Genomic DNA, 18,473 nt, shown 5'->3' with positions numbered 1-18,473 from the left:
TGTGGTGGTGGCTGGGCCCGCGGGCCCGGCCACCACCCCGCGGAGAACGTCAGCGCTTCTGCTTGACGATCTTTTCCTGGTCGACGTTCTCTTCAGCGAGGGCGTCGTGCTCCTCGTGCCCGGCGCGGACCAGCTGGTCCCCGCCCTGGCCGAAGAAGCCCTGCTTGAAGTCCTCGACGTTGGACTTCAGCGCATCGACCGTCGAATCCTCCAGCTTGCCCGTCTGGGCGATCGTGGTGAGCACGTCGGTGCGGTTGCGCAGGTGCTCGATGAACTCCTGCTCGAACCGGCGCACGTCCTCGACGGGGACCTCGTCCAGGTGGCCGTTGGTGCCGGCCCACACGGAGACGACCTGGTCCTCGACCGGGTACGGAGCATACTGGCCCTGCTTGAGCAGTTCCATCAGGCGGGCACCACGGGTCAGCTGCTGCTTGGTGGCGGCGTCCAGGTCCGAGGCAAACATGGCGAAGGCCTGCATGTCCCGGTACTGGGCCAGTTCCAGCTTCAGCGTGCCGGAGACCTTCTTCATGGCCTTGATCTGCGCCGAGCCGCCCACGCGGGACACCGAGATGCCCACGTCGACTGCCGGACGCTGGTTGGCGTTGAAGAGGTCCGACTGCAGGAAGATCTGGCCGTCGGTGATGGAGATGACGTTGGTCGGGATGTAGGCCGAGACGTCGTTTGCCTTGGTCTCGATGATCGGCAGGCCGGTCATCGAGCCGGCACCGAGCTCGTCGGAGAGCTTGGCGCAACGCTCCAGCAGGCGGGAGTGCAGGTAGAACACGTCGCCCGGGTAGGCTTCGCGTCCCGGCGGGCGGCGCAGCAGCAGCGAGACGGCGCGGTAGGCTTCGGCCTGCTTGGACAGGTCGTCGAACACGATGAGAACGTGCTTGCCGCCGTACATCCAGTGCTGGCCGATGGCCGAGCCGGCGTAGGGCGCCAGGTACTTGAAGCCGGCCGGGTCGGATGCCGGCGAGGCGACGATGGTCGTGTACTCCATGGCGCCGTGCTCTTCAAGGGCCTGGCGGACCGAGGCCACCGTGGAGGCCTTCTGCCCGATCGCCACGTAGATGCAGCGCACCTGCTTGGAGACATCGCCGGAGGCCCAGTTGGCCTTCTGGTTGATGATCGTGTCGACGGCCAGGGCGGTCTTGCCCGTCTGGCGGTCGCCGATGATCAGCTGGCGCTGGCCGCGGCCGACCGGGATCATGGCGTCGATGGCCTTCATGCCGGTCTGCATCGGTTCGCTGACGGACTGGCGCTGCGTCACGCCGGGCGCCTGGAGCTCCAGCGGACGGCGTCCTTCGGCCTCGATGTCGCCCATGTCGTCGATGGGCATGCCCAGCGGGTCGACAACGCGGCCCAGGAAGTTGTCGCCCACGGGCACGGACAGGATCTCGCCCGTGCGGTGGACTTCCTGGCCTTCTTCGATCCCGGCGAAGTCGCCGAGGACGACGACGCCGATTTCACGGGTGTCGAGGTTCTGTGCCAGTCCCAGCGTGCCGTCTTCGAAACGAAGCAGCTCGTTGGCCATTACGGAGGGAAGACCCTCCACCTTTGCGATGCCGTCACTAGCCGTGCTCACGCGACCCACCTCGACACGCTGCGCGTTGCCCGGTTCATAGGACGCGGCGAAGTCGGTCAAGGCGTTGCGGACGTCATCGGCGTTGATGGTCAATTCGGCCATCTGCAGTCCCTGCTCTCCTAGATTGTGGTTCCCGACCGGGGGTGGCTGGTGGAAACCGGGGTTTGATTCAGTCTGTGGTGTCGGCAGCGGGCCGCCCTCCCGGAGGAGGGCTAGCCGGCCAGCCGACGACGGAGTTCCGCGAGGCGGGTGGCGGCGGTTGCGTCAACAACCTCGTCACCGACGACCACCCGGAGGCCTCCAACTAGTGATGGATCCACTGCGACGTTGATCTTCAGATCGCGTCCGTAGAGCTTGTTGAGCCCGGCCTGCAGGCGGTTGAACTGTTCGTCAGTCAACGGACGGGTGGCGCTGACCTGCGCAATCCACCGCTGCTGGCGCTTGGCCACCAACTCCACGAACTTCTGCACGAGTGCAGCCGGCTTGAGGCCCCGGGGGGACTCGACGGCTTGCGCGATCAGGACCCGTGCGACCTCGCCGGCACCCGGCGACACCTTCAGCGCGAGTTCGCGCTTGGCGTCGGCCGGGGCCTGCGGGTCGTCGAGCGCGCGCTGCAGATCATGACTGGACCCCACAACCCGGATGAAGGCGAAGAGGTCTTCCTCCAGGGCTTCGAGACCGGCAGCCCCTTCTGCTTGGCGCTCTGCCACGCTGACGGCCACGGTGGCCGCCAGCGTTTCCAGTGCATCGCCGATGTCACGTGCCGAGCCCCACCGGGAACCGGCGAGACCGGCCACGATGGATTCGGTCTCCGGGGAGACCTTCCCCCGCAGCAGCCGGGACGTCAGGGCGGTCTTTTCCTCGGTGCCGCGCGCCGGATCCGTCAGTGCGCGGCGCAGGCCGGCACTGGAATCGAAGACGTCAAGCACTGCGAAGAGATCCTTGGCCAGCGGCAGGCCGGCCGTGGGCAGTTTCGCCTCAAGGTCGGACTGCGCCGCCGCCAGGGACTGGCTCGATACACCTGCCATTAGTTCGATGCACCTGCGCTCTGCTGGTTCTCGAGGTCGCTCAGGAACCGGTCGACCACGCGCGCGGAGCGGGCGTCGTCATCGAGGGCTTCGCCCACGATCCGGCTGGCAAGCTGGGTGGCCAGGGTGCCGACTTCTCCCCGGAGGGAGACGACGGCGGCCTGGCGCTCGGCCTCGATCTGGACGTGGGCCTGTTCGGTGATGCGGGCGGACTCAGCCGCTGCCTTCTCCTTCAGGTCAGCCAGGATCTTGGAACCCTCTGCACGGGCTTCCTCGCGGATGCGATTGGCTTCCGTGCGGGCGTCCAGCAGCTGCTGCTTGTACTCGTCGAGGGCGGCGTTGGCTTCGGCCTGCGCGGCCTCCGCCTTCGCGATCCCGCCCTCGATGGCGGCCGAGCGCTCCTCGTAGGTCTTCTCGAACGCCGGTACGACAAACTTGTTGACGATGAACAGCAGAACGATGAAGGTCACCAGCGTCAGTGCGATTTCCCAGACGTTGGGGACGAGGGGGTTTACCTTGCCCTCAGCCGCGCTTAGTGCTGCGTAGATCATAATTCACCCGTCTTTCTTAGACTCTAACCTTCGGTTCCCTGAAAGGAGCCGAAGTTTAGACGCGGCCCCAGATGAAGGCGAAGACCAGGCCGAGGATGGCAAGAGCTTCGGTCAGCGCCAGGCCGAGGAAGGCGATCGGCTGCAGCACGCGCTGGGCCTCAGGCTGACGTGCGACGCCGTTGATGTACGCGGCGAAGACGAGACCCACGCCGATGGCACCGCCGATTGCGGAGAGGCCGTAACCGATGGCGTTGAGGCTACCGTAGATTTCCATTGTGTTCCTTTCAGAATGCCGATTGGCAGGGTGTTTGGATACAGGGTATTCCCCGGGTGGGGAAAGCTTTTAGTGCTCTTCGACCAGTGAGCCCTGGATGTAGATGGCAGTCAGCAGGACGAAGACGTAGGCCTGGAGGACCATGATCAGGACCTCGAAGATGCCCATGCCGACGCCGCCGACGAAGGTCAGCACGCCCAGGCCCTTCAGGAAGGCACCGCCCTCCACGAGCATGTAGGACGTGCCGGCGGCGGCCAGCATGACGATCAGGTGCCCGGAGAGCATGGTGGCGAACAGACGGAGGCTGTGCGTCAGCGGGCGGACGAAGAAGTTGGAGATGATCTCGATGACGACGATCAGCGGCAGGATCGCCTTCGGCACACCCGAGGGGACCACGGCGAGCTTGAAGTACTTGATGCCGTGCTTCTTGAAGCCCAGGTAGATCCAGTACAGGTAGACGATGCCGGCCAGCGCGTAGGCCGTGCCCACGTGCGACGGAGTCGGCATCTGCAGCATGGGGACCACGGCGAACAGGTTGTTCAGCAGGATGAAGAAGAAGAGGCTGACCAGCAGCGGCACGAAGGGCTTGAAGTCCTTTTCGCCGATGATGTCCTTGCCCACGGAGTTCCGCACGAAGTTGTAGGACATCTCGCCCAGGAACTGGAGCTTGCCCGGCACGATCTGGCGTCGCCGGGAGGCGGCCATGAAGAACCAGGAGATCAGGATCACCGAGAGGATGACGAGCAGCATCTGCTTGCCGAAGCCGGTGCCGTACTCGGCTCCCCAGGGGAGGATGTCGGGGAGGTGCATGTCCTCAAGGCCGGGGGCTTTGAACCCACCTTCTGCTGGGGCCGCCGGAAGCGCAAGCGCGATCAACGCGGTTCCTCTCTGCTGTGTCCGTCATTGGGCAATATCGGTGGGAAGCCGTTCCGGATCCCCAACGGATGAAGTTGTTGGCTGTTATTCGTCCGCACCACGGACCGGCCGGGTGGCACGGTCTTTGCGGTGGAGGAAGGCCAGATAATATCCGGCAACGGCACCGAGGAGGGCGCCGACGATCCAGATCCAGCGGGTATCTAACAGGAAGTCCAACAACCACCCTATCAAACCCCATGCGATGATCCCGCCAACGATGTAGTTGAAGTTCTCACGAAAGCGCGAGATCTCCGCCGGGCGGGACCCGTTGGTGCCGTCGTGGCTCATCGGTCCCCTCCCTGATCGGCGGGGGGCGGTGCGATGGGGTCGTTGTAGAGCTGGAGGCGCAACCGGGAGAAGGCCCGCAGCTCCACGACCTGCCAGATCACCACGGTCGCGACGACCCCGATGAGCAGCCAGGTCCCGTCGAGCCACGCCGGGGTACCGAGGCCGAAGGCCAGGACACCCAGGACGACGACCTTGACGATGTATCCGATCATGAATCCGCCAAAGGCGGCGGAGGGGTTCCGCCGGCCGACGACGTGCCCGATGCCCAGGCTGATGCCGAAGAAGGCGATCACGACGGCGCCGGCACCGAGGGCACTGCCCGCCGCGGCCGGTCCGCTGGCCACCAGGGCAACCACGGCGATCACCACGACGGCGATCCCGGTGACGAGCACGCATTGGCGCAGGATCGACAGCCAGGGAGAAGGGGTTGCCCCCGACTCCCGCACGGCGCGGGCGCCGCTGGGGTGTGCCGCTTCCGGCATGTACGTCACCTCGTTGTCGTCCCGCCTGGTTGGCGTGGGCCTACCGGGCAGGGAGCGTGTTGTTGGTGTTCCCGCTGGGAACCGGTACCAATTCTACACGGGATAGAAATGTTATCGGGCCACGGCTTCATCGCGTGGCAGCGGCCCGTCCCGAGACGCGCCCGATCCACGCCGGGCTGCCGAGGTAGGCCACGATGACCACGAGAATGAACACGCCCCACAGGTACTGGGCGGGGCCGGTGGCCAGGACGCTGAGCATCGCCCCTGCAGCGCACAACGCGGTCGCCGCGGTGACCACGAGGGCCGAGCCGACGTGGCTGAGCCCCACGTCCGTGAGCCGCTGGTAGACATGCTGGCGGTGGGCCGCATACCAGCGTTCGCCGGCACGGATCCGTACCAGCAGGGTGTAGGCGGTATCGGCCAGGTAGATGACCACCGGACCCAGCAGGTAGCCGGCTTCCATGCCGTTGAGGAAGGCCGCCGCCCCGGTGACCGCCAGCGATGCCCCGAGCAGGTAGCTGCCGACGTCGCCGAGGAACACGTGGCCGCGGCCCAGGTTCCACGGCAGGAACGAGGAGAATCCTGCGGCGATGACCAGGGACGGCACGACCATCCACGCCTGGTGGCCCAAGACCCCCGCGCCGGCGAAGAACAATCCCACCACCAGGCCGTGCAGGCCGCTGATGCCGTTGATGCCGTCCATGAAGTTGGCCACGTTGACGTAGGCGGCCAGCGCCAGTGCCCCGACGAGGATCCACCAGCGGGAGCTGTCTGTGAGGGCGACCAATGCCGTGGTGCCCAGGGCGCCGATGATCAACTGCAGGCCGAAACGCCAGCCGACCGAGAGTCCGCGGTAGTCCTCGACCCACCCCAGGGCGGCCGCTGCCAGGGAGACCCCGGCGACGACGGGCAGCAGCGGTCCGTGTCCGTGGGCGCCGGCGGACCACGCCACGGCGAAGCCGATCAGCATGGCCACGGTGATCGTCAGCCCGACGCCCCGGACCGCGGTGGTCGTATGCGAGGAGCGGTCGTTGGGCACATCGATGACGCCCAGCCGCTGCAGCAACGGGATCAGGGCGAAGGGCAGCAGGGCTCCAGCGGCGAAGGCCGCGGCTATGGCCAGGGCATCCGCGGCGTTCATGAGGCCGCTTCCCCGTCCTCTTGGCCGTCGAGGTGGCCCTGGCGCTTCTTCCACTCCCCCAGGTCCATGTCGGCCGGGTCGAGCACGTCGATGTGCGCGTGGGAGATCTTCGGGTGCCGGGGCCGCTCGTCGCCCTCGCCCTCGCCGATGAGGTCCTCGTGCAGCTTCTCGCCCGGGCGCAGGCCGGTGATGACGATCTCCACGTCCTTGCCGCTGAGCTGGATCATGTGCTCGGCGACGTCCATGATGCGCACCGGGTTGCCCATGTCCAGGATCATGACCTCCCCACCGCTGCCGATGGCCCCGGCCTGGATGACCAGCTGGCAGGCCTCGGGGATCGTCATGAAGAAGCGCGTGGCCTCGGGGTCGGTGACGGTGACGGGGCCGCCCTTGAGGATCTGCTCGGTGAACAGCGGCAGTACCGAGCCGCGGCTGCCCAGCACGTTGCCGAAGCGCACGGAGACGTACTTGCGCCCGGTCTGCTCCCCCATCCAGGCGGTGAGCTTCTCGGCGACCCGCTTGGAGTGGCCCAGCGCCGTGGTGGGGTTGGCGGCCTTGTCGGTGGAGATGTTCACGTAGGTGCCCACGTCCGCCGCCCGGGCCGCGTTGAGCACGTTGAGGCTGCCCATCACGTTGGTCTTCCACGCCTCGTCCGGGTACTGCTCCAGCAGCGAGACGTGCTTGAGCGCGGCGGTGTGGAAGACCACCTCGGGGCGGCGTTCGCGGAAGATGGCGGTCAGCGTCGCGGCGTCGCGGATGTCGGCCAACACGGTGTCCTGGCCATCGAGCAGGCCACGGCCGGTCAGCGAGATCTGGGTGGTCTGCAGGCCCGTCTCGTCGCGGTCGAGCATGATCAGCTCGGCCGGCGAGTAGACGCTGATCTGCCGGCAGAGCTCGGAGCCGATGGACCCGCCGGCACCGGTGACCAGCACGCGTTTGCCGGTGACGTAGCCGGCGATCTCGTCGACGTGGATGTCCACCGGGTGCCGGCCGATGAGGTCCTCGATGGCCACTTCGCGGAAGGAGAACTCGTGGGGCCCGGTGAGCATGTCGCGCAGCGGCGGCACGACCAGGACCTTCAGGCCCAGCGCGTGGCCCAGGTCGCTGATCTCGCGGATCGTGTCCGCGTCGATGTTGGCCATGGCCAGCAGGATCACGGTCGCCCGGGTGCGCTTGACGACGTCGGCGATGTTCTCGCGCCGGCCCAGCACCGGCACCGAGGAGATGCGCAGGTGCTTCTTGGCGGGGTCGTCGTCGATCAGCCCGACCGGCTGCCAGGGCGACAGCCGGTCGTTGCTCATCCGCGTCACGATAGACTTGCCGACGAATCCGGCGCCATAGATCAGGGTGCGTTCGGCGTGGTCGCCGGGCTTGGTCTTGGATTCGACGTGCATGCGCTTGGCGTAGCGGACGGCCGCCATGAAGATGCAGGCGAACGGGAAGGCGATGAGCCCGGTGCCGCGGGCGATCTGCATCGGGATGCCGGCGAAGAGCAGCACGCCGGTGAGGATCACCGAGACGGCGACGGTGACGATGACCAGCAGCTTGGCCTCGTGGAACGAGCCGAAGCTGTAGCGGCCGCGGTAGAGCGACAGGGCGGTGCCGACGATGAACTGGCTGACGATGGCCACGGCGCAGACGATGGCGACGCCGTCGAGCTTGCTCGGGTCGAACGTCATCTCATAGCGCAGGATGATGGCCACGAAGATCGCGACGATCCAGGCCAGGGCATCGAGCAGGAATTGCGAGCCGAGCCACAGGATGCGGTCGCTGCTGGCGGTCTTGGCTTCGTCGGGGCTGTGCCTGGTGCTCATGGTTTTGCGACGCTCAGGTCTGTGCTCCTCGTCAATGGGCCGGGGGTCCGGCTGGGCGCTGCCGGTGGCGGCGTCCGGAAATCGTGGTGGTGCGGGCGGGCGGTCCCGCCGCCTACGGGGATACCGGCGGCTGGCCGCCGGCCGGGGCCCGCCCGGTCCCGTCGGGCTGGCCGGCACCGGTGGCTGCGGCTTCGGCGTCCTGGTCCTCCTTCAGTTCTACACCAGAATCCTGCGGCCCTGCGTCGGCGTCGGCCGCATCCGGGGCCTCCTCGCCGAATCCGAGCAGCGTCGGGACGTGTTCGCGCAAATCCGCCAGCGGCAACGCGCCCTGGCGCACCACGCGCAGCACCTCCCCCGTGCAGTCCACGATCGTGGAGGGCAGGGCGGGCACGACGGCGGGGTCCCCGGTCGCGTCCGCGGCCTCGGCCGCTTCGGGGACCGGCAGGGGGCGCGGGCCGCCGTCGAGGTAGACGGCGACGGATTCGGCGAGCATCTCCTCGGCCTCGGCGGCCGTCGTGGCGGCCGGCATCCCGGAGCGGTTGGCGCTGGAGACGGCCAGCGGGCCGGTGGCATCGAGCAGGTCCCGGGCCAGGTCGTCATCGGGGATGCGCAGTGCCACGGTGCCGCGGGTCTCCCCCAGGTCCCAGGTCAGGCTCGGCTGGCTGCGCAGGATCAGCGTCAGCGGGCCGGGCCAGAAGAAGTTGGCCAGCAGGCGGGCGTCCTCGGGGACGTCCATCGCCAGTCCGTCCATGGTCCCCACGCGCGGGATGAGCACCGGCGGGGGCATGTTCCGCCCGCGCCCCTTGGCGGCCAGCAGGGTGGCGACGGCCCGCGGGGAAAAGGCGTCGGCGCCGATCCCATACACCGTATCCGTGGGCAGCACGATGCATTGTTGGGCGGCGACGGCCTCCTGGGCGACGGCCAGGCCCTCGGAGCGGGCGGGTTCGGTGGTGCAGTCAAAGCGTTCGGTCACGGGGTCCATTCTTCCATGTCGTGCCGTGGGTCCCGGTCCCTGGCGAGGTACCCGGACGTGGCGCGGTCGGCATCGTTCAGATCGCGGTGTCCGGCCACCTCGGACCAGCGGCCGCTGGCGGCGAAGAGGCGGAGCATGGCCGGGCCCTGGACGTCGGCGTGCTCCAGCGCCAGGAACCCACCGGGCACCAGGAGCCGCTCGGCGGTGGCAATGACCGCCCGGGGCAGTTCCAGCCCGTCGGGCCCGCCGCCGTAGAGCGCCAGGTCCGGGTCGTGATCGCGCACCTCGGGATCCCTCGGGATGGCCCCGGGCGGGATGTAGGGCGGGTTGGAGACGACGACGTCGAAGAGCCCTTCCTCCCCGTCCAGTGCGGTGCGCAGGTCACCGGCGTGCAGCCGGACCCCATGGGGTGCCGTGTTCCGCTCGGCGAACGGGTAGGCCGCCTCGCTCAGCTCCACGGCGTGCACCTCGGTGCCGGGGACCTCGCTGGCCACTGCCGCGGCCACGGCCCCGGAGCCGGTGCCCAGGTCCACGATGCGCACGCTCCCCCGTGCGGCCAGGACGGTGCGGGCGCGGTCGATGGCCAGTTGGGCCAGCAGCTCGGTCTCCGGGCGCGGGATGAACACCCCGGGGCCGACGGCCAGCTCGAGGTGGCGGAAGTAGGCGACCCCGGTCAGGTGCTGCAGCGGGATCCGGGTCGCACGGCGCTCGACGAGCTTGGCATAGCCCTCCGGGGCGGCGGTTCCGGCCAGGGCCAGGGCCGCGACGCGGCCGCGCGAGAGGCCCATGAGGTGCCCGGCGAGCAACTCGGCATCCGCGCGTGGGGAGGGGACACCGGCGTCGTGCAGTTGTGCCGTGGCCCGGCGCAGTGCCTCCTCGAGATCCACCGGCGTCCTACTTCTGCTGGCTGTCGCCGATGGCGTTGAGCCGGTCCTGCTCGTCCATTTCGATGCAGGAGGCGATCACGGGGTCCAGCTCGCCGTTCATCACGTGGTCCAGGTTGTAGGCCTTGTACCCGGTGCGGTGGTCGGCGATGCGGTTTTCCGGGTAGTTGTAGGTGCGGATGCGCTCGGAGCGGTCCATGGTGCGCACCTGGGACTTGCGAGCCTCGGAGTTCTCCGCGTCGATGATCTCCTGCTGGTGGGCCAGCAGGCGCGAGCGCAGCACGCGCATCGCTGCCTCGCGGTTCTGGATCTGGGACTTCTCGTTCTGCATCGCCACCACGATGCCGGTGGGCAGGTGGGTGATGCGCACCGCTGAGTCGGTGGTGTTCACCGACTGGCCGCCCGGGCCGGAGGAACGGTAGACGTCGATCTTCAGGTCGTTGGCGTGGAGGTCGACCTCCTCGGGCTCGTCGACCTCGGGCAGGACGAGCACGCCGGCGGCCGAGGTGTGGATGCGGCCCTGGGATTCGGTGACCGGCACGCGCTGCACGCGGTGCACCCCGCCCTCGAACTTCAGGTGTGCATAGACGCCCTCGGCGGGGTCGTTCGACTTGCCCTTGATGGCCATCTGGGCGTCCTTGTAGCCGCCGAGATCGGATTCGTTGGAGGAGATCAGCTCGGTCTTCCAGCCCATGTGCTCCGCATAGCGGGTGTACATGCGCAGCAGGTCCGCGGCGAACAGGGCCGCCTCGTCGCCGCCTTCGCCGCCCTTGACCTCGAGGATCACGTCGCGGGCGTCGTTGGGATCGCGCGGGATGAGCAGCCGGCGCAGCTTCTCCTCGGCCACGGGCAGCTCGGCTTCCAGGCGGAGGGCCTCCTCCGCGAATTCCGGGTCCTCGTCGGCCATCTCGCGGGCGGCCTCGAGGTCGTCGACCAGCTGCGTGTAGCGCTTGTGCGCCTCCACGATGCCGTTGAGCTGCGCGCTGCGCCGGCCGAGCTTGCGGGCCAGCGACTGGTCCTGGTAGACGGCGGGGTCGCTGAGCTGGCGTTGCAGGTCGGCGTGCTCGTCGAGCAGGCCCTGGACGGACTCAAACATTGGCTCTACTTCTTTCTCGGCAGCGGGGCGGCGGGGCCGCGGTGTGCACCAGTCTAGGGAGGGTTGCGCCGCGTCGGCGGCTTAACGCAGCACGCCCGGTCCCGGTCCCGCGCATGATGGCGGGACCGGTTCCGGGCGTGTCAGGGCGCTAGGAGTCGGACTTGGATCCGAGCGTCGTCTTGGACACGAGCATCAGGAACTCGGCGTTGGACTGCGTCTCGCGGATCTTGGAGGTCAGGACCTCCAGGGCCTGCTGGGTCTCCAGTCCGGAGAGCACGCGGCGCAGGCGCCACATGATCTTGATCTCCTCGGCCGAGAGCAGGTTCTCCTCGCGCCGGGTGCCGGAATCCTTGACGTCCACGGCCGGGAAGATGCGCTTGTCCGCCAGCTGGCGGGACAGGCGCAGTTCCATGTTGCCGGTGCCCTTGAACTCCTCGAAGATGACCTCGTCCATCTTGGAACCGGTCTCGACCAGCGCGGTGGCCAGGATGGTCAGCGAGCCGCCGTTCTCGATGTTGCGGGCGGCACCGAAGAAGCGCTTGGGCGGGTACAGCGCCGCCGAATCGACGCCGCCGGAGAGGATGCGGCCCGAGGCCGGCGCGCTGAGGTTGTAGGCGCGGCCCAGGCGGGTCATCGAGTCCAGCAGGACCACGACGTCCATGCCCATCTCCACCAGGCGCTTGGCGCGCTCGATGGCGAGCTCGGCGACCGTGGTGTGGTCGTCGGCGGGACGGTCGAAGGTCGAGGCGATGACCTCGCCCTTCACCGTGCGCTGCATGTCGGTGACTTCCTCGGGACGTTCGTCGACGAGGACCATCATCAGGTGCACTTCGGGGTTGTTGATGGTGATCGCGTTGGCGATGGACTGCAGGATGAGCGTCTTGCCGGCCTTGGGCGGGGAGACGATCAGGCCGCGCTGGCCCTTGCCGATGGGGGCGACCAGGTCGATGACACGCGGTCCGACGAGCTTGGCGTCGGTCTCCAGGCGCAGGCGCTGCGAGGGGTAGAGCGGGACGAGCTTGGTGAACTCGACGCGGTCCTTGTTCTCGTCGGCGGGCTTGCCGTTGACGCTGGTCAGCTTCACCAGGGCGTTGAACTTCTGGCGCTGGTTGGCGTTGTTGTTGGAGTTCTCGCCGTCGCGCGGGGCGCGGATGGCGCCGACGACGGCGTCGCCCTTGCGCAGGTTGTGCTTCTTGACCTGGTTCAGCGAGACGTATACGTCGTTGGGCCCGGGCAGGTAGCCGGAGGTGCGCACGAACGCGTAGTTCTCCAGCACGTCCAGAATGCCGGCCACGGGCAGCAGGACGTCGTCCTCGGTCAGCTCGGTGTCGTCGACCTCGGGCTGGTTGCGGTTGCGGCCGCGCCGGTTGTTCCGGTCGTTTCGGTCATTGCGGTTGTTCCGGTCGCGGTTGCGCTCGCGGCGGTTGCCGCGGCCCCCGCGCTCGTTCGAGTCGTTGTCGCGCTGGTTGTCCCGGCGGTTGTTCTCGCGCTGGTTGTCCTGCTGGTTGTTCCGGCCCGAGTCGTTCTGCTGGTTCTTCTGGTTCTCGTCGCGGTTGTTCTCGCGCGAATCACCGGAGGAGTCGCCGTCGTTGTTGTCGCGGCGGTTGCGCGAACGGCGGTTGCGGCGGTCGTTGCGATCGCCCCGGTCGTTGCCGCGGTCGTTGCGCTCGTCGTTTCCGCCACCCTGCTGGGCGTTGTCCTGCTCCTGGCCGCCTTCCGGCGTGGAGGAGGCCGAGGAGTCGGTGTCCTGGCCCTTCTCCTGGGACTTGTCCTGGCCATTGGCCTGGGCCTGGCCGTTGTCGGAGGCCCGACGGGATCCGCGGCCACGGCGCTGGTTGGAGCCGGATTCAGCCGGCGCCTCGGCGTCGGCTGCCGGTGCGGACTCGGCCGGAGCGGAGGCGGCCTCGGCCTGCGGTGCCTGGCCGTCGCTGCTGGCCCGGCGGCTGCGGCCGCGGCCACGGGCGGGGCGGTCGCTGGTCTCGGCGTCCTTGCCGGCTGCATCCGCTGCCTTCTCAGCGTCCTTGGCCTTCTGCGGGGCCTCGGCGGCGTCGGCCTTCGGGGCCTTCTCGCGGTCGGCCACGGAGCCTCCGCGCTGGTGGTTGGAGATGGCGGTCACGAGATCGCCCTTGCGCATGCGCGATCCCCCGGTGATCCCCAGTTGCGACGCCAGTGCCTGGAGCTGGGCGAGCTTGAGCCCTGCCAGTCCAGCGTTCTGTGGTGCCGTCGACGTTTCTTCCACGCCTGAGGCCAGGCTGGTGGTTTCGGTCACGAAGGTTCCTTCCCCCTCGTCGGGCGGATCGTGTCGGAACGATCCGCTGGTTGTCTTCCGGTACTCCGCTTCAGATGCGGGCCGGCTGCCGGACGCAGCGACGTGGTGTCGATGGCGCCCTAAGGCATTCATCCTGTGTGGTGGCCGCTGGTTCCCCGGAGTCGGGGAACGGCCAGTCTGAAAGCCGCACGCGGTGGCGCGTTGGGTCGACACAGGAAATCCACCAACAGGGGATTTGCGATGTGCACGGTCCGTACGTGTCCGGTCTCCGGCTGTGGCGCGTCGCCACGGTCCCGGATTCCGGGGTCAATACCGCTAGTGCGCTTCCAGTCTAGCACCCACGCGGTCAACGCCGGGCATCAGGACACGCCAGGACACGGCCGGGGCCTGTGCCTGCGTGCCCTCAAGCGCTCCCGGGGCCTGGGCGATGAGCTCGGCGACCTGCCGTGCCTCCTCCTGCGACGCGGCCAGGACCAGCACCGTCGGCCCGGCCCCCGAGACCACCGCGGCGTGCCCGGCGGCGCGCAGCCGGGCGATCAGCCCCGCCGATGCCGGCATGGCCGGAGCACGGTAGTCCTGGTGCAGCCGGTCCTCCGTGGCGGCCAGCAGCAGCGCGGGGTCCCCGGCCAGCGCGTGCACCAGCAGGCCGACGCGGGCCCCGTTGGCAGCGGCGGTGGCGTGCGGGACGGTCTCGGGCAACAGCGAACGGGCGGTCCGGGTGGAGAGTTCGACGTCGGGCACGGCGACCACGGGGACAATCGCCTCGTCCAAGGCCAGGGCGGTGCTCGTGGCCCCGTCGTCGTCCTGCAGGGACAGAGTCAGCGAGCCGAAGACGGCCGGGGCCACGTTGTCGGGATGGCCCTCGAGGCGGGCGGCCGCGGCGAAGACCGGATCGCGCCGGGACAGCTCGCGGCGCAGGGCCTCGGGCAGCAGGGCGTCGGCTGCCGTGAGCGCCGAAACGATGGCGGCGGCGGAGGAACCCAGTCCGCGCCCATGCGGGATGACGTTGTGGGCGTGCAGGCGCAATCCCGCGGGGGCGGCCCCGGCCGCGGCCCAGCGCGCCAGGATGGTGCGGGCGACCAGGTGGCTGGCGTCGGTGGGCAGGCAGCCGGCCCCCTCCCCCTCGATGTCGACGCGGACGCCGGCTTCGGCGGTCGTGGTCACCGTCAGGGTGTCATGCAGGCCCAACGCCAGCCCGAGGCAGTCGTAGCCCGGGCCCAGGTTCGCGGTGGTCGCCGGGACGACGACGGTCACGGACTGCCCCGGGGCGATGGCCGGGCCGGATACGGGCGCTTGTGGCACCGGGGTGCCCACCGGGTTGCTGGCGGCCATGGGTCAGGCCAGTCCCAGCGCGTCGGCGACGGCCACGACGTCGAAGTCGACCTTGGTGGGCGTGACGTCCGAGCCGTCGGCGTTGCGCAGCGCCCACTGTGGGTCCTTGAGCCCGTGCCCGGTGACGGTGATGACGATCGTCTTGCCGGTGGGCACGTTGCCGGCTGCATGGTGCTTGAGCAGCCCGGCCACGCCGGCTGCGGAGGCCGGTTCGACGAACACGCCCTCGCGGGAAGACAGCCAGCGGTGGGCCTCGAGGATCTCCTCGTCGGTGACCGCGTCGATCATCCCGCCGGACTCATCGCGGGCCGCCTCGGCCTGCTGCCACGAGGCCGGGTTGCCGATGCGGATGGCCGTGGCGATCGTGTCGGGCTCGGTGATCGGGTGCCCGGCGACGATCGGTGCCGAGCCGGCGGCCTGGAAGCCCCACATGACCGGGCGCTTGGTCGACACGGCGGGCAGGATGCCGGCGGTGTCGGACTCGTAGGGCGCGGCGTACTCCGTGTAGCCCTTCCAGTAGGCGGTGATGTTCCCGGCGTTGCCCACGGGCAGCAGATGGTAGTCCGGGGCGTCGCCGAGGAAGTCCACGACCTCGAAGGCACCGGTCTTCTGGCCTTCGATGCGGGCGGGGTTCACGGAGTTGACCAGGAAGACCGGGTAGTTCTCGGACAGCTTGCGGGCGACGTCGAGGCAGTTGTCGAAGTTGCCGTTGACCTGCAGCAGCTCGGCGCCGTGGGCGATGGCCTGGGAGAGCTTGCCCAGGGCGATCTTGCCGTCCGGAACCAGCACCGCGCACTTGATGCCGGCCTGGGTGGCGTAGGCGGCGGCGGAGGCCGAGGTGTTGCCGGTGGACGCGCAGACGACGGCCTCGGCGCCGGAGGCCACGGCGGCGGTGATGGCCATGGTCATCCCGCGGTCCTTGAAGGATCCGGTGGGGTTCATCCCCTCGACCTTCAGATGGACGTCGCAACCGGTGAGCTTCGACAGCGCCGGGGCGAAGACCAGCGGGGTGCCGCCCTCGCCCAGGGTGATGACCCGGGTCGACTCGCTGACGGGCAGGCGGGATGCGTATTCGCGGATGACTCCGCGCCACTGGTGGGCCACTTAGTTTCCTTCGACTCTCAGAACGGATGTAACGGCGGTGACGACCGCGAGCTTTTCGATGTCGGCCACGGTGGCCGCCAGCGCGGCTTCGCTGCCCCGGTGGGTGACGAAGCGCAGCGTGGCCCAGCCGGGCTCGTCGCCGTCCACGTCCGCGGGGATCTGGCGCATGGATTCGATGGAGACCCCGCGTTCGGTGAAGATGCGGGCGACCTCGGCCAGCACGCCGGCCTGGTCGTTCACGCGCAGTCCGATGCTGTAGCTGGTCGATACGGCCTCGATGGGCAGCGCCCGGACCTGGCCGGTGGTTTCCTCGGTCCGGCCCGGGCCGCCGAGCACGACGCGCCGGGCCGCGGAGACCACGTCGCCGACGACGGCGGAGGCGGTGGGCCGGCCCCCGGCGCCCTGGCCGTAGAACATCAGCTCGCCGGCGTTGTCGGCCTCGACGAACACGGCGTTGAAGGCACCGTGGACGGCCGCCAGCGGGTGCACGCGCGGGATCAGGGTGGGGTGCACGCGCACCCCGACGCCCTCGGTGCCGTTGCCGTCGCCGAGGCGTTCGGCGATGGCCAGCAGCTTGATGACCATGCCCTGTTCGCGGGCGGCGGCCACGTCCTCGGCGGTGACGGAGGTGATGCCCTCGCAGTGCACGTCGTCCAGATCGAAAGGGGCGTGGAAGGACAGCGTGGCCAGGATCGCGGCCTTGGCGGCGGCGTCGTGGCCCTGGATGTCGGCGGTCGGGTCGGCCTCGGCGTATCCGAGGTCCTTCGCGCGGGCCAGGGCGTCGTCGAAGGCGGCGCCGGTGGTGTCCATGGCGTCCAGGATGTAGTTCGTGGTGCCGTTGACGATGCCCATGACCTTGGTGATGCGGTCCCCGGCCAGCGAGTCGCGGATGGGACGCAGGATCGGGATGGCCCCGGCGACGGCGGCCTCGTAGGAGAGCTGCACGCCGGCGTCCCCGGCGCGGGCGGAGAGCCCGGGCAGGTCCTTGGCCAGCAGCGCCTTGTTGCCGGTGACGACGGAGGCCCCGCCGTCGATGGCCCGCCGGATCAGCGTCGCCGCAGGTTCCAGCCCGCCCATGAGCTCGATGACGATGTCGGCGTCGTCGATGAGTGCCTCGGCGTCGGTGGTGAACAGTTCGGCGGGCAGCTCGACGTCGCGGGCCGTGGCGGTGTGGCGCACGGCGATGCCGGCCAGTTCGACCCCGGCGCCCACCCGGGTGGCCAGCTCATCGGCGTCGTCCAGCAGGATCCTGGCCACTTGCGATCCGACCGTGCCGCAGCCGAGCAGGGCCACCCTGAGTTTTTCCACGTGTTCTCTACGCTCCCATGTCTCGGGCCAACAAGTCGTCTTCGGTTTCCCTGCGGATGATGGTGCGGGCGGTGCCGCCGCGCACGGCGACCACTGCAGGGCGGGCCAGGTAGTTGTAGTTGCTGGCCAGTGCCCAGCAGTAGGCCCCGGTCCCCGGGACGGCGAGCAGGTCGCCCGCTGCCACGTCCTCCGGCAGGTAAACGTCCCGCACGACTATGTCACCACTTTCGCAGTGCTTTCCAACCACGCGGGACATAATCGGTTCACCCTCCGTCACACGCGAGGCGAGCACCGCGGTGTAGTCCGCGTCGTAGAGCACCGGGCGCGCGTTGTCGCTCATGCCGCCGTCGACGGAGACGTAGCGACGCGGCAGGGTGCCCCCCTCGGCGGTGTCGACCTGGACGGTCTTGCGCACGCCGGCCTCGTAGAGGGTGAAGGTGCTGGGCCCGGCGATCGCCCGGCCCGGTTCGATGGAGATCCGCGGCACGGCCAGTGACAGCGCGGCGGCTTCCTCCTGCACGACGGCGGCCATGGCCTGGGCGAGCTCGGCCGGCTCCCGCGGGGTGTCGGCTTCGGTGTAGGCGATGCCGTAGCCGCCACCCAGGTCCAGCTCGGGCAGTTCGACGTCGTGCGCGTCGCGGATGGCGGCCAGGAACCCGAGCATCTTGCGGGCGGCGACCTCGAAGCCCTCGGCCTCGAAGATCTGCGAGCCGATGTGCGCGTGGATGCCCAGCAGGTGCACTGACGGGGCGGCCAGCGCGAAGGCGACCGCGGCAGCGGCGGGTGAGGCACCGGCGTCGTCCGCGACCATGGACAGCCCGAACTTCTGGTCCTCGTGGGCGGTGGCGATGAACTCGTGGGTGCTGGCGTGCACGCCCGGGGTGAGCCGGAGCATGACGTTGGCCGTGGTGCCCAGGCGTCCGGCCAGGGCGGCGACGCGTTCGAGCTCATCCTGGCTGTCCACCACGATCCGGCCCAGGCCCATGTCCAGCGCCGTCTCGATCTCGGTGGCGGACTTGTTGTTCCCATGCAGGGACAGGTTCTCCGCCGGGACCCCGGCGCGGCGGGCGACGGCGAGTTCGCCACCGGAGCAGGTGTCCAGCCGCAGCCCCTCGTCGGTGACCCAGCGGGCGACCTCGGTGCACAGGAACGCCTTGCCGGCGTAGTAGACGTCCACTCCCCCGCACAGCCCGGCGAAGGCGGCGTTGAAGGCGTCGCGGAAGCCGGCGGCGCGGAAGCGGAAGTCGTCCTCGTCCAGCACGAACAGCGGGGTGGAGTACTCGGCGGCCAGGTCGGACACGCGCAGGCCCTGGACGGCCAGTTCGCCGTCGGCGGCCCGTGCGACGCCGGCGGCCCACTGCACCCCGCGCAGCGCGTTGACGTCCTCGGGGTAGGAGAGCCAGCCGGGGGCCAGGTTCGAGGCGGCCAT

General features: G+C 69.3%; 17 protein-coding genes. All 17 read right to left on the bottom strand.

Annotated elements, in window-relative coordinates:
- Positions 1-49: 49 nt before the first annotated feature.
- The 17 genes from atpA to lysA all read right to left on the bottom strand — a co-directional run bounded on the left by atpA (position 50) and on the right by lysA (position 18,473).
- Positions 50-1,687, bottom strand: coding sequence for a F0F1 ATP synthase subunit alpha (gene atpA / locus AB8M85_RS14240; protein WP_372699495.1), 1,638 nt, complete (start codon positions 1,685-1,687; stop codon positions 50-52).
- Positions 1,688-1,797: 110 nt separating this feature from the next.
- Entirely contained in the window at positions 1,798-2,613 is an 816-nt protein-coding gene (locus AB8M85_RS14235; protein ID WP_372699494.1) for a F0F1 ATP synthase subunit delta, read from the bottom strand.
- Complete coding sequence (locus AB8M85_RS14230; protein WP_372699493.1) at positions 2,613-3,164, bottom strand: F0F1 ATP synthase subunit B; 552 nt, start codon at positions 3,162-3,164, stop codon at positions 2,613-2,615. Before AB8M85_RS14230 ends, AB8M85_RS14235 begins: the two co-directional genes overlap by 1 nt.
- 55 nt (positions 3,165-3,219) lie before the next feature.
- Entirely contained in the window at positions 3,220-3,438 is a 219-nt protein-coding gene (gene atpE / locus AB8M85_RS14225; protein WP_343901976.1) for an ATP synthase F0 subunit C, read from the bottom strand.
- Positions 3,439-3,507: 69 nt separating this feature from the next.
- On the bottom strand, positions 3,508-4,314 hold the full coding sequence (gene atpB, locus AB8M85_RS14220) for a F0F1 ATP synthase subunit A (RefSeq protein WP_372699492.1): 807 nt from the start codon (positions 4,312-4,314) through the stop codon (positions 3,508-3,510).
- Between the two features lie 84 nt (positions 4,315-4,398).
- Positions 4,399-4,641 (bottom strand): hypothetical protein, encoded by a 243-nt coding sequence (locus tag AB8M85_RS14215; protein ID WP_372699491.1) that lies wholly within the window; start codon positions 4,639-4,641, stop codon positions 4,399-4,401.
- On the bottom strand, positions 4,638-5,123 hold the full coding sequence (locus AB8M85_RS14210) for a hypothetical protein (RefSeq protein WP_372699490.1): 486 nt from the start codon (positions 5,121-5,123) through the stop codon (positions 4,638-4,640). The genes AB8M85_RS14215 and AB8M85_RS14210 overlap by 4 nt, the downstream gene beginning before the upstream one ends.
- A gap of 127 nt (positions 5,124-5,250) precedes the next feature.
- The gene (locus AB8M85_RS14205) at positions 5,251-6,264 is read right to left on the bottom strand and encodes a glycosyltransferase family 4 protein (protein WP_372699489.1); all 1,014 of its coding nucleotides are present in this window, start codon (positions 6,262-6,264) and stop codon (positions 5,251-5,253) included.
- Positions 6,261-8,078, bottom strand: coding sequence for a polysaccharide biosynthesis protein (locus tag AB8M85_RS14200; protein WP_372699488.1), 1,818 nt, complete (start codon positions 8,076-8,078; stop codon positions 6,261-6,263). Before AB8M85_RS14200 ends, AB8M85_RS14205 begins: the two co-directional genes overlap by 4 nt.
- A gap of 112 nt (positions 8,079-8,190) precedes the next feature.
- Entirely contained in the window at positions 8,191-9,051 is an 861-nt protein-coding gene (locus AB8M85_RS14195) for an L-threonylcarbamoyladenylate synthase (RefSeq protein WP_372699487.1), read from the bottom strand.
- The gene (gene prmC / locus AB8M85_RS14190; RefSeq protein ID WP_372699486.1) at positions 9,048-9,938 is read right to left on the bottom strand and encodes a peptide chain release factor N(5)-glutamine methyltransferase; all 891 of its coding nucleotides are present in this window, start codon (positions 9,936-9,938) and stop codon (positions 9,048-9,050) included. Before prmC ends, AB8M85_RS14195 begins: the two co-directional genes overlap by 4 nt.
- A gap of 7 nt (positions 9,939-9,945) precedes the next feature.
- Positions 9,946-11,031 carry a peptide chain release factor 1 gene (gene prfA / locus AB8M85_RS14185; RefSeq protein WP_372699485.1) on the bottom strand — a complete coding sequence of 362 codons (1,086 nt, stop codon included), beginning with the start codon at positions 11,029-11,031 and terminating at the stop codon, positions 9,946-9,948.
- Between the two features lie 148 nt (positions 11,032-11,179).
- Positions 11,180-13,300 carry a transcription termination factor Rho gene (gene rho, locus AB8M85_RS14180; RefSeq protein ID WP_372699484.1) on the bottom strand — a complete coding sequence of 707 codons (2,121 nt, stop codon included), beginning with the start codon at positions 13,298-13,300 and terminating at the stop codon, positions 11,180-11,182.
- A gap of 315 nt (positions 13,301-13,615) precedes the next feature.
- Positions 13,616-14,632, bottom strand: coding sequence for a homoserine kinase (gene thrB / locus AB8M85_RS14175; protein WP_372699483.1), 1,017 nt, complete (start codon positions 14,630-14,632; stop codon positions 13,616-13,618).
- 3 nt (positions 14,633-14,635) lie between these two features.
- Positions 14,636-15,736: a threonine synthase gene (thrC, locus tag AB8M85_RS14170; RefSeq protein WP_372699482.1), complete on the bottom strand. Its 1,101-nt coding sequence runs from the start codon at positions 15,734-15,736 to the stop codon at positions 14,636-14,638.
- A complete protein-coding gene (locus tag AB8M85_RS14165) occupies positions 15,737-17,044 on the bottom strand; it encodes a homoserine dehydrogenase (RefSeq protein ID WP_372699481.1) in 1,308 nt (435 codons plus the stop codon).
- Between the two features lie 7 nt (positions 17,045-17,051).
- Positions 17,052-18,473 (bottom strand): diaminopimelate decarboxylase, encoded by a 1,422-nt coding sequence (gene lysA / locus AB8M85_RS14160; RefSeq protein ID WP_372699480.1) that lies wholly within the window; start codon positions 18,471-18,473, stop codon positions 17,052-17,054.

Origin of the sequence: Arthrobacter sp. JSM 101049, from assembly GCF_041679245.1 — a bacterium.
Classification (GTDB): domain Bacteria; phylum Actinomycetota; class Actinomycetes; order Actinomycetales; family Micrococcaceae; genus Arthrobacter_H.
Note: the sequence above shows the minus strand (reverse complement) of the source record. Positions and strands in the feature narration are given on the sequence as shown.

Excerpts from the sequence above, each read along its gene's own strand:
- AB8M85_RS14215 (WP_372699491.1), bottom strand. The coding sequence starts at position 4,641 with ATGAGCCACGACGGCACCAACGGGTCCCGCCCGGCGGAGATCTCGCGC.
- AB8M85_RS14230 (WP_372699493.1), bottom strand. The coding sequence starts at position 3,164 with ATGATCTACGCAGCACTAAGCGCGGCTGAGGGCAAGGTAAACCCCCTC.
- prfA (WP_372699485.1), bottom strand. The coding sequence starts at position 11,031 with ATGTTTGAGTCCGTCCAGGGCCTGCTCGACGAGCACGCCGACCTGCAA.
- AB8M85_RS14235 (WP_372699494.1), bottom strand. The coding sequence starts at position 2,613 with ATGGCAGGTGTATCGAGCCAGTCCCTGGCGGCGGCGCAGTCCGACCTT.
- AB8M85_RS14210 (WP_372699490.1), bottom strand. The coding sequence starts at position 5,123 with ATGCCGGAAGCGGCACACCCCAGCGGCGCCCGCGCCGTGCGGGAGTCG.
- atpA (WP_372699495.1), bottom strand. The coding sequence starts at position 1,687 with ATGGCCGAATTGACCATCAACGCCGATGACGTCCGCAACGCCTTGACC.
- AB8M85_RS14205 (WP_372699489.1), bottom strand. The coding sequence starts at position 6,264 with ATGAACGCCGCGGATGCCCTGGCCATAGCCGCGGCCTTCGCCGCTGGA.
- atpE (WP_343901976.1), bottom strand. The coding sequence starts at position 3,438 with ATGGAAATCTACGGTAGCCTCAACGCCATCGGTTACGGCCTCTCCGCA.
- lysA (WP_372699480.1), bottom strand. The coding sequence starts at position 18,473 with ATGGCCGCCTCGAACCTGGCCCCCGGCTGGCTCTCCTACCCCGAGGAC.
- thrB (WP_372699483.1), bottom strand. The coding sequence starts at position 14,632 with ATGGCCGCCAGCAACCCGGTGGGCACCCCGGTGCCACAAGCGCCCGTA.
- AB8M85_RS14200 (WP_372699488.1), bottom strand. The coding sequence starts at position 8,078 with ATGAGCACCAGGCACAGCCCCGACGAAGCCAAGACCGCCAGCAGCGAC.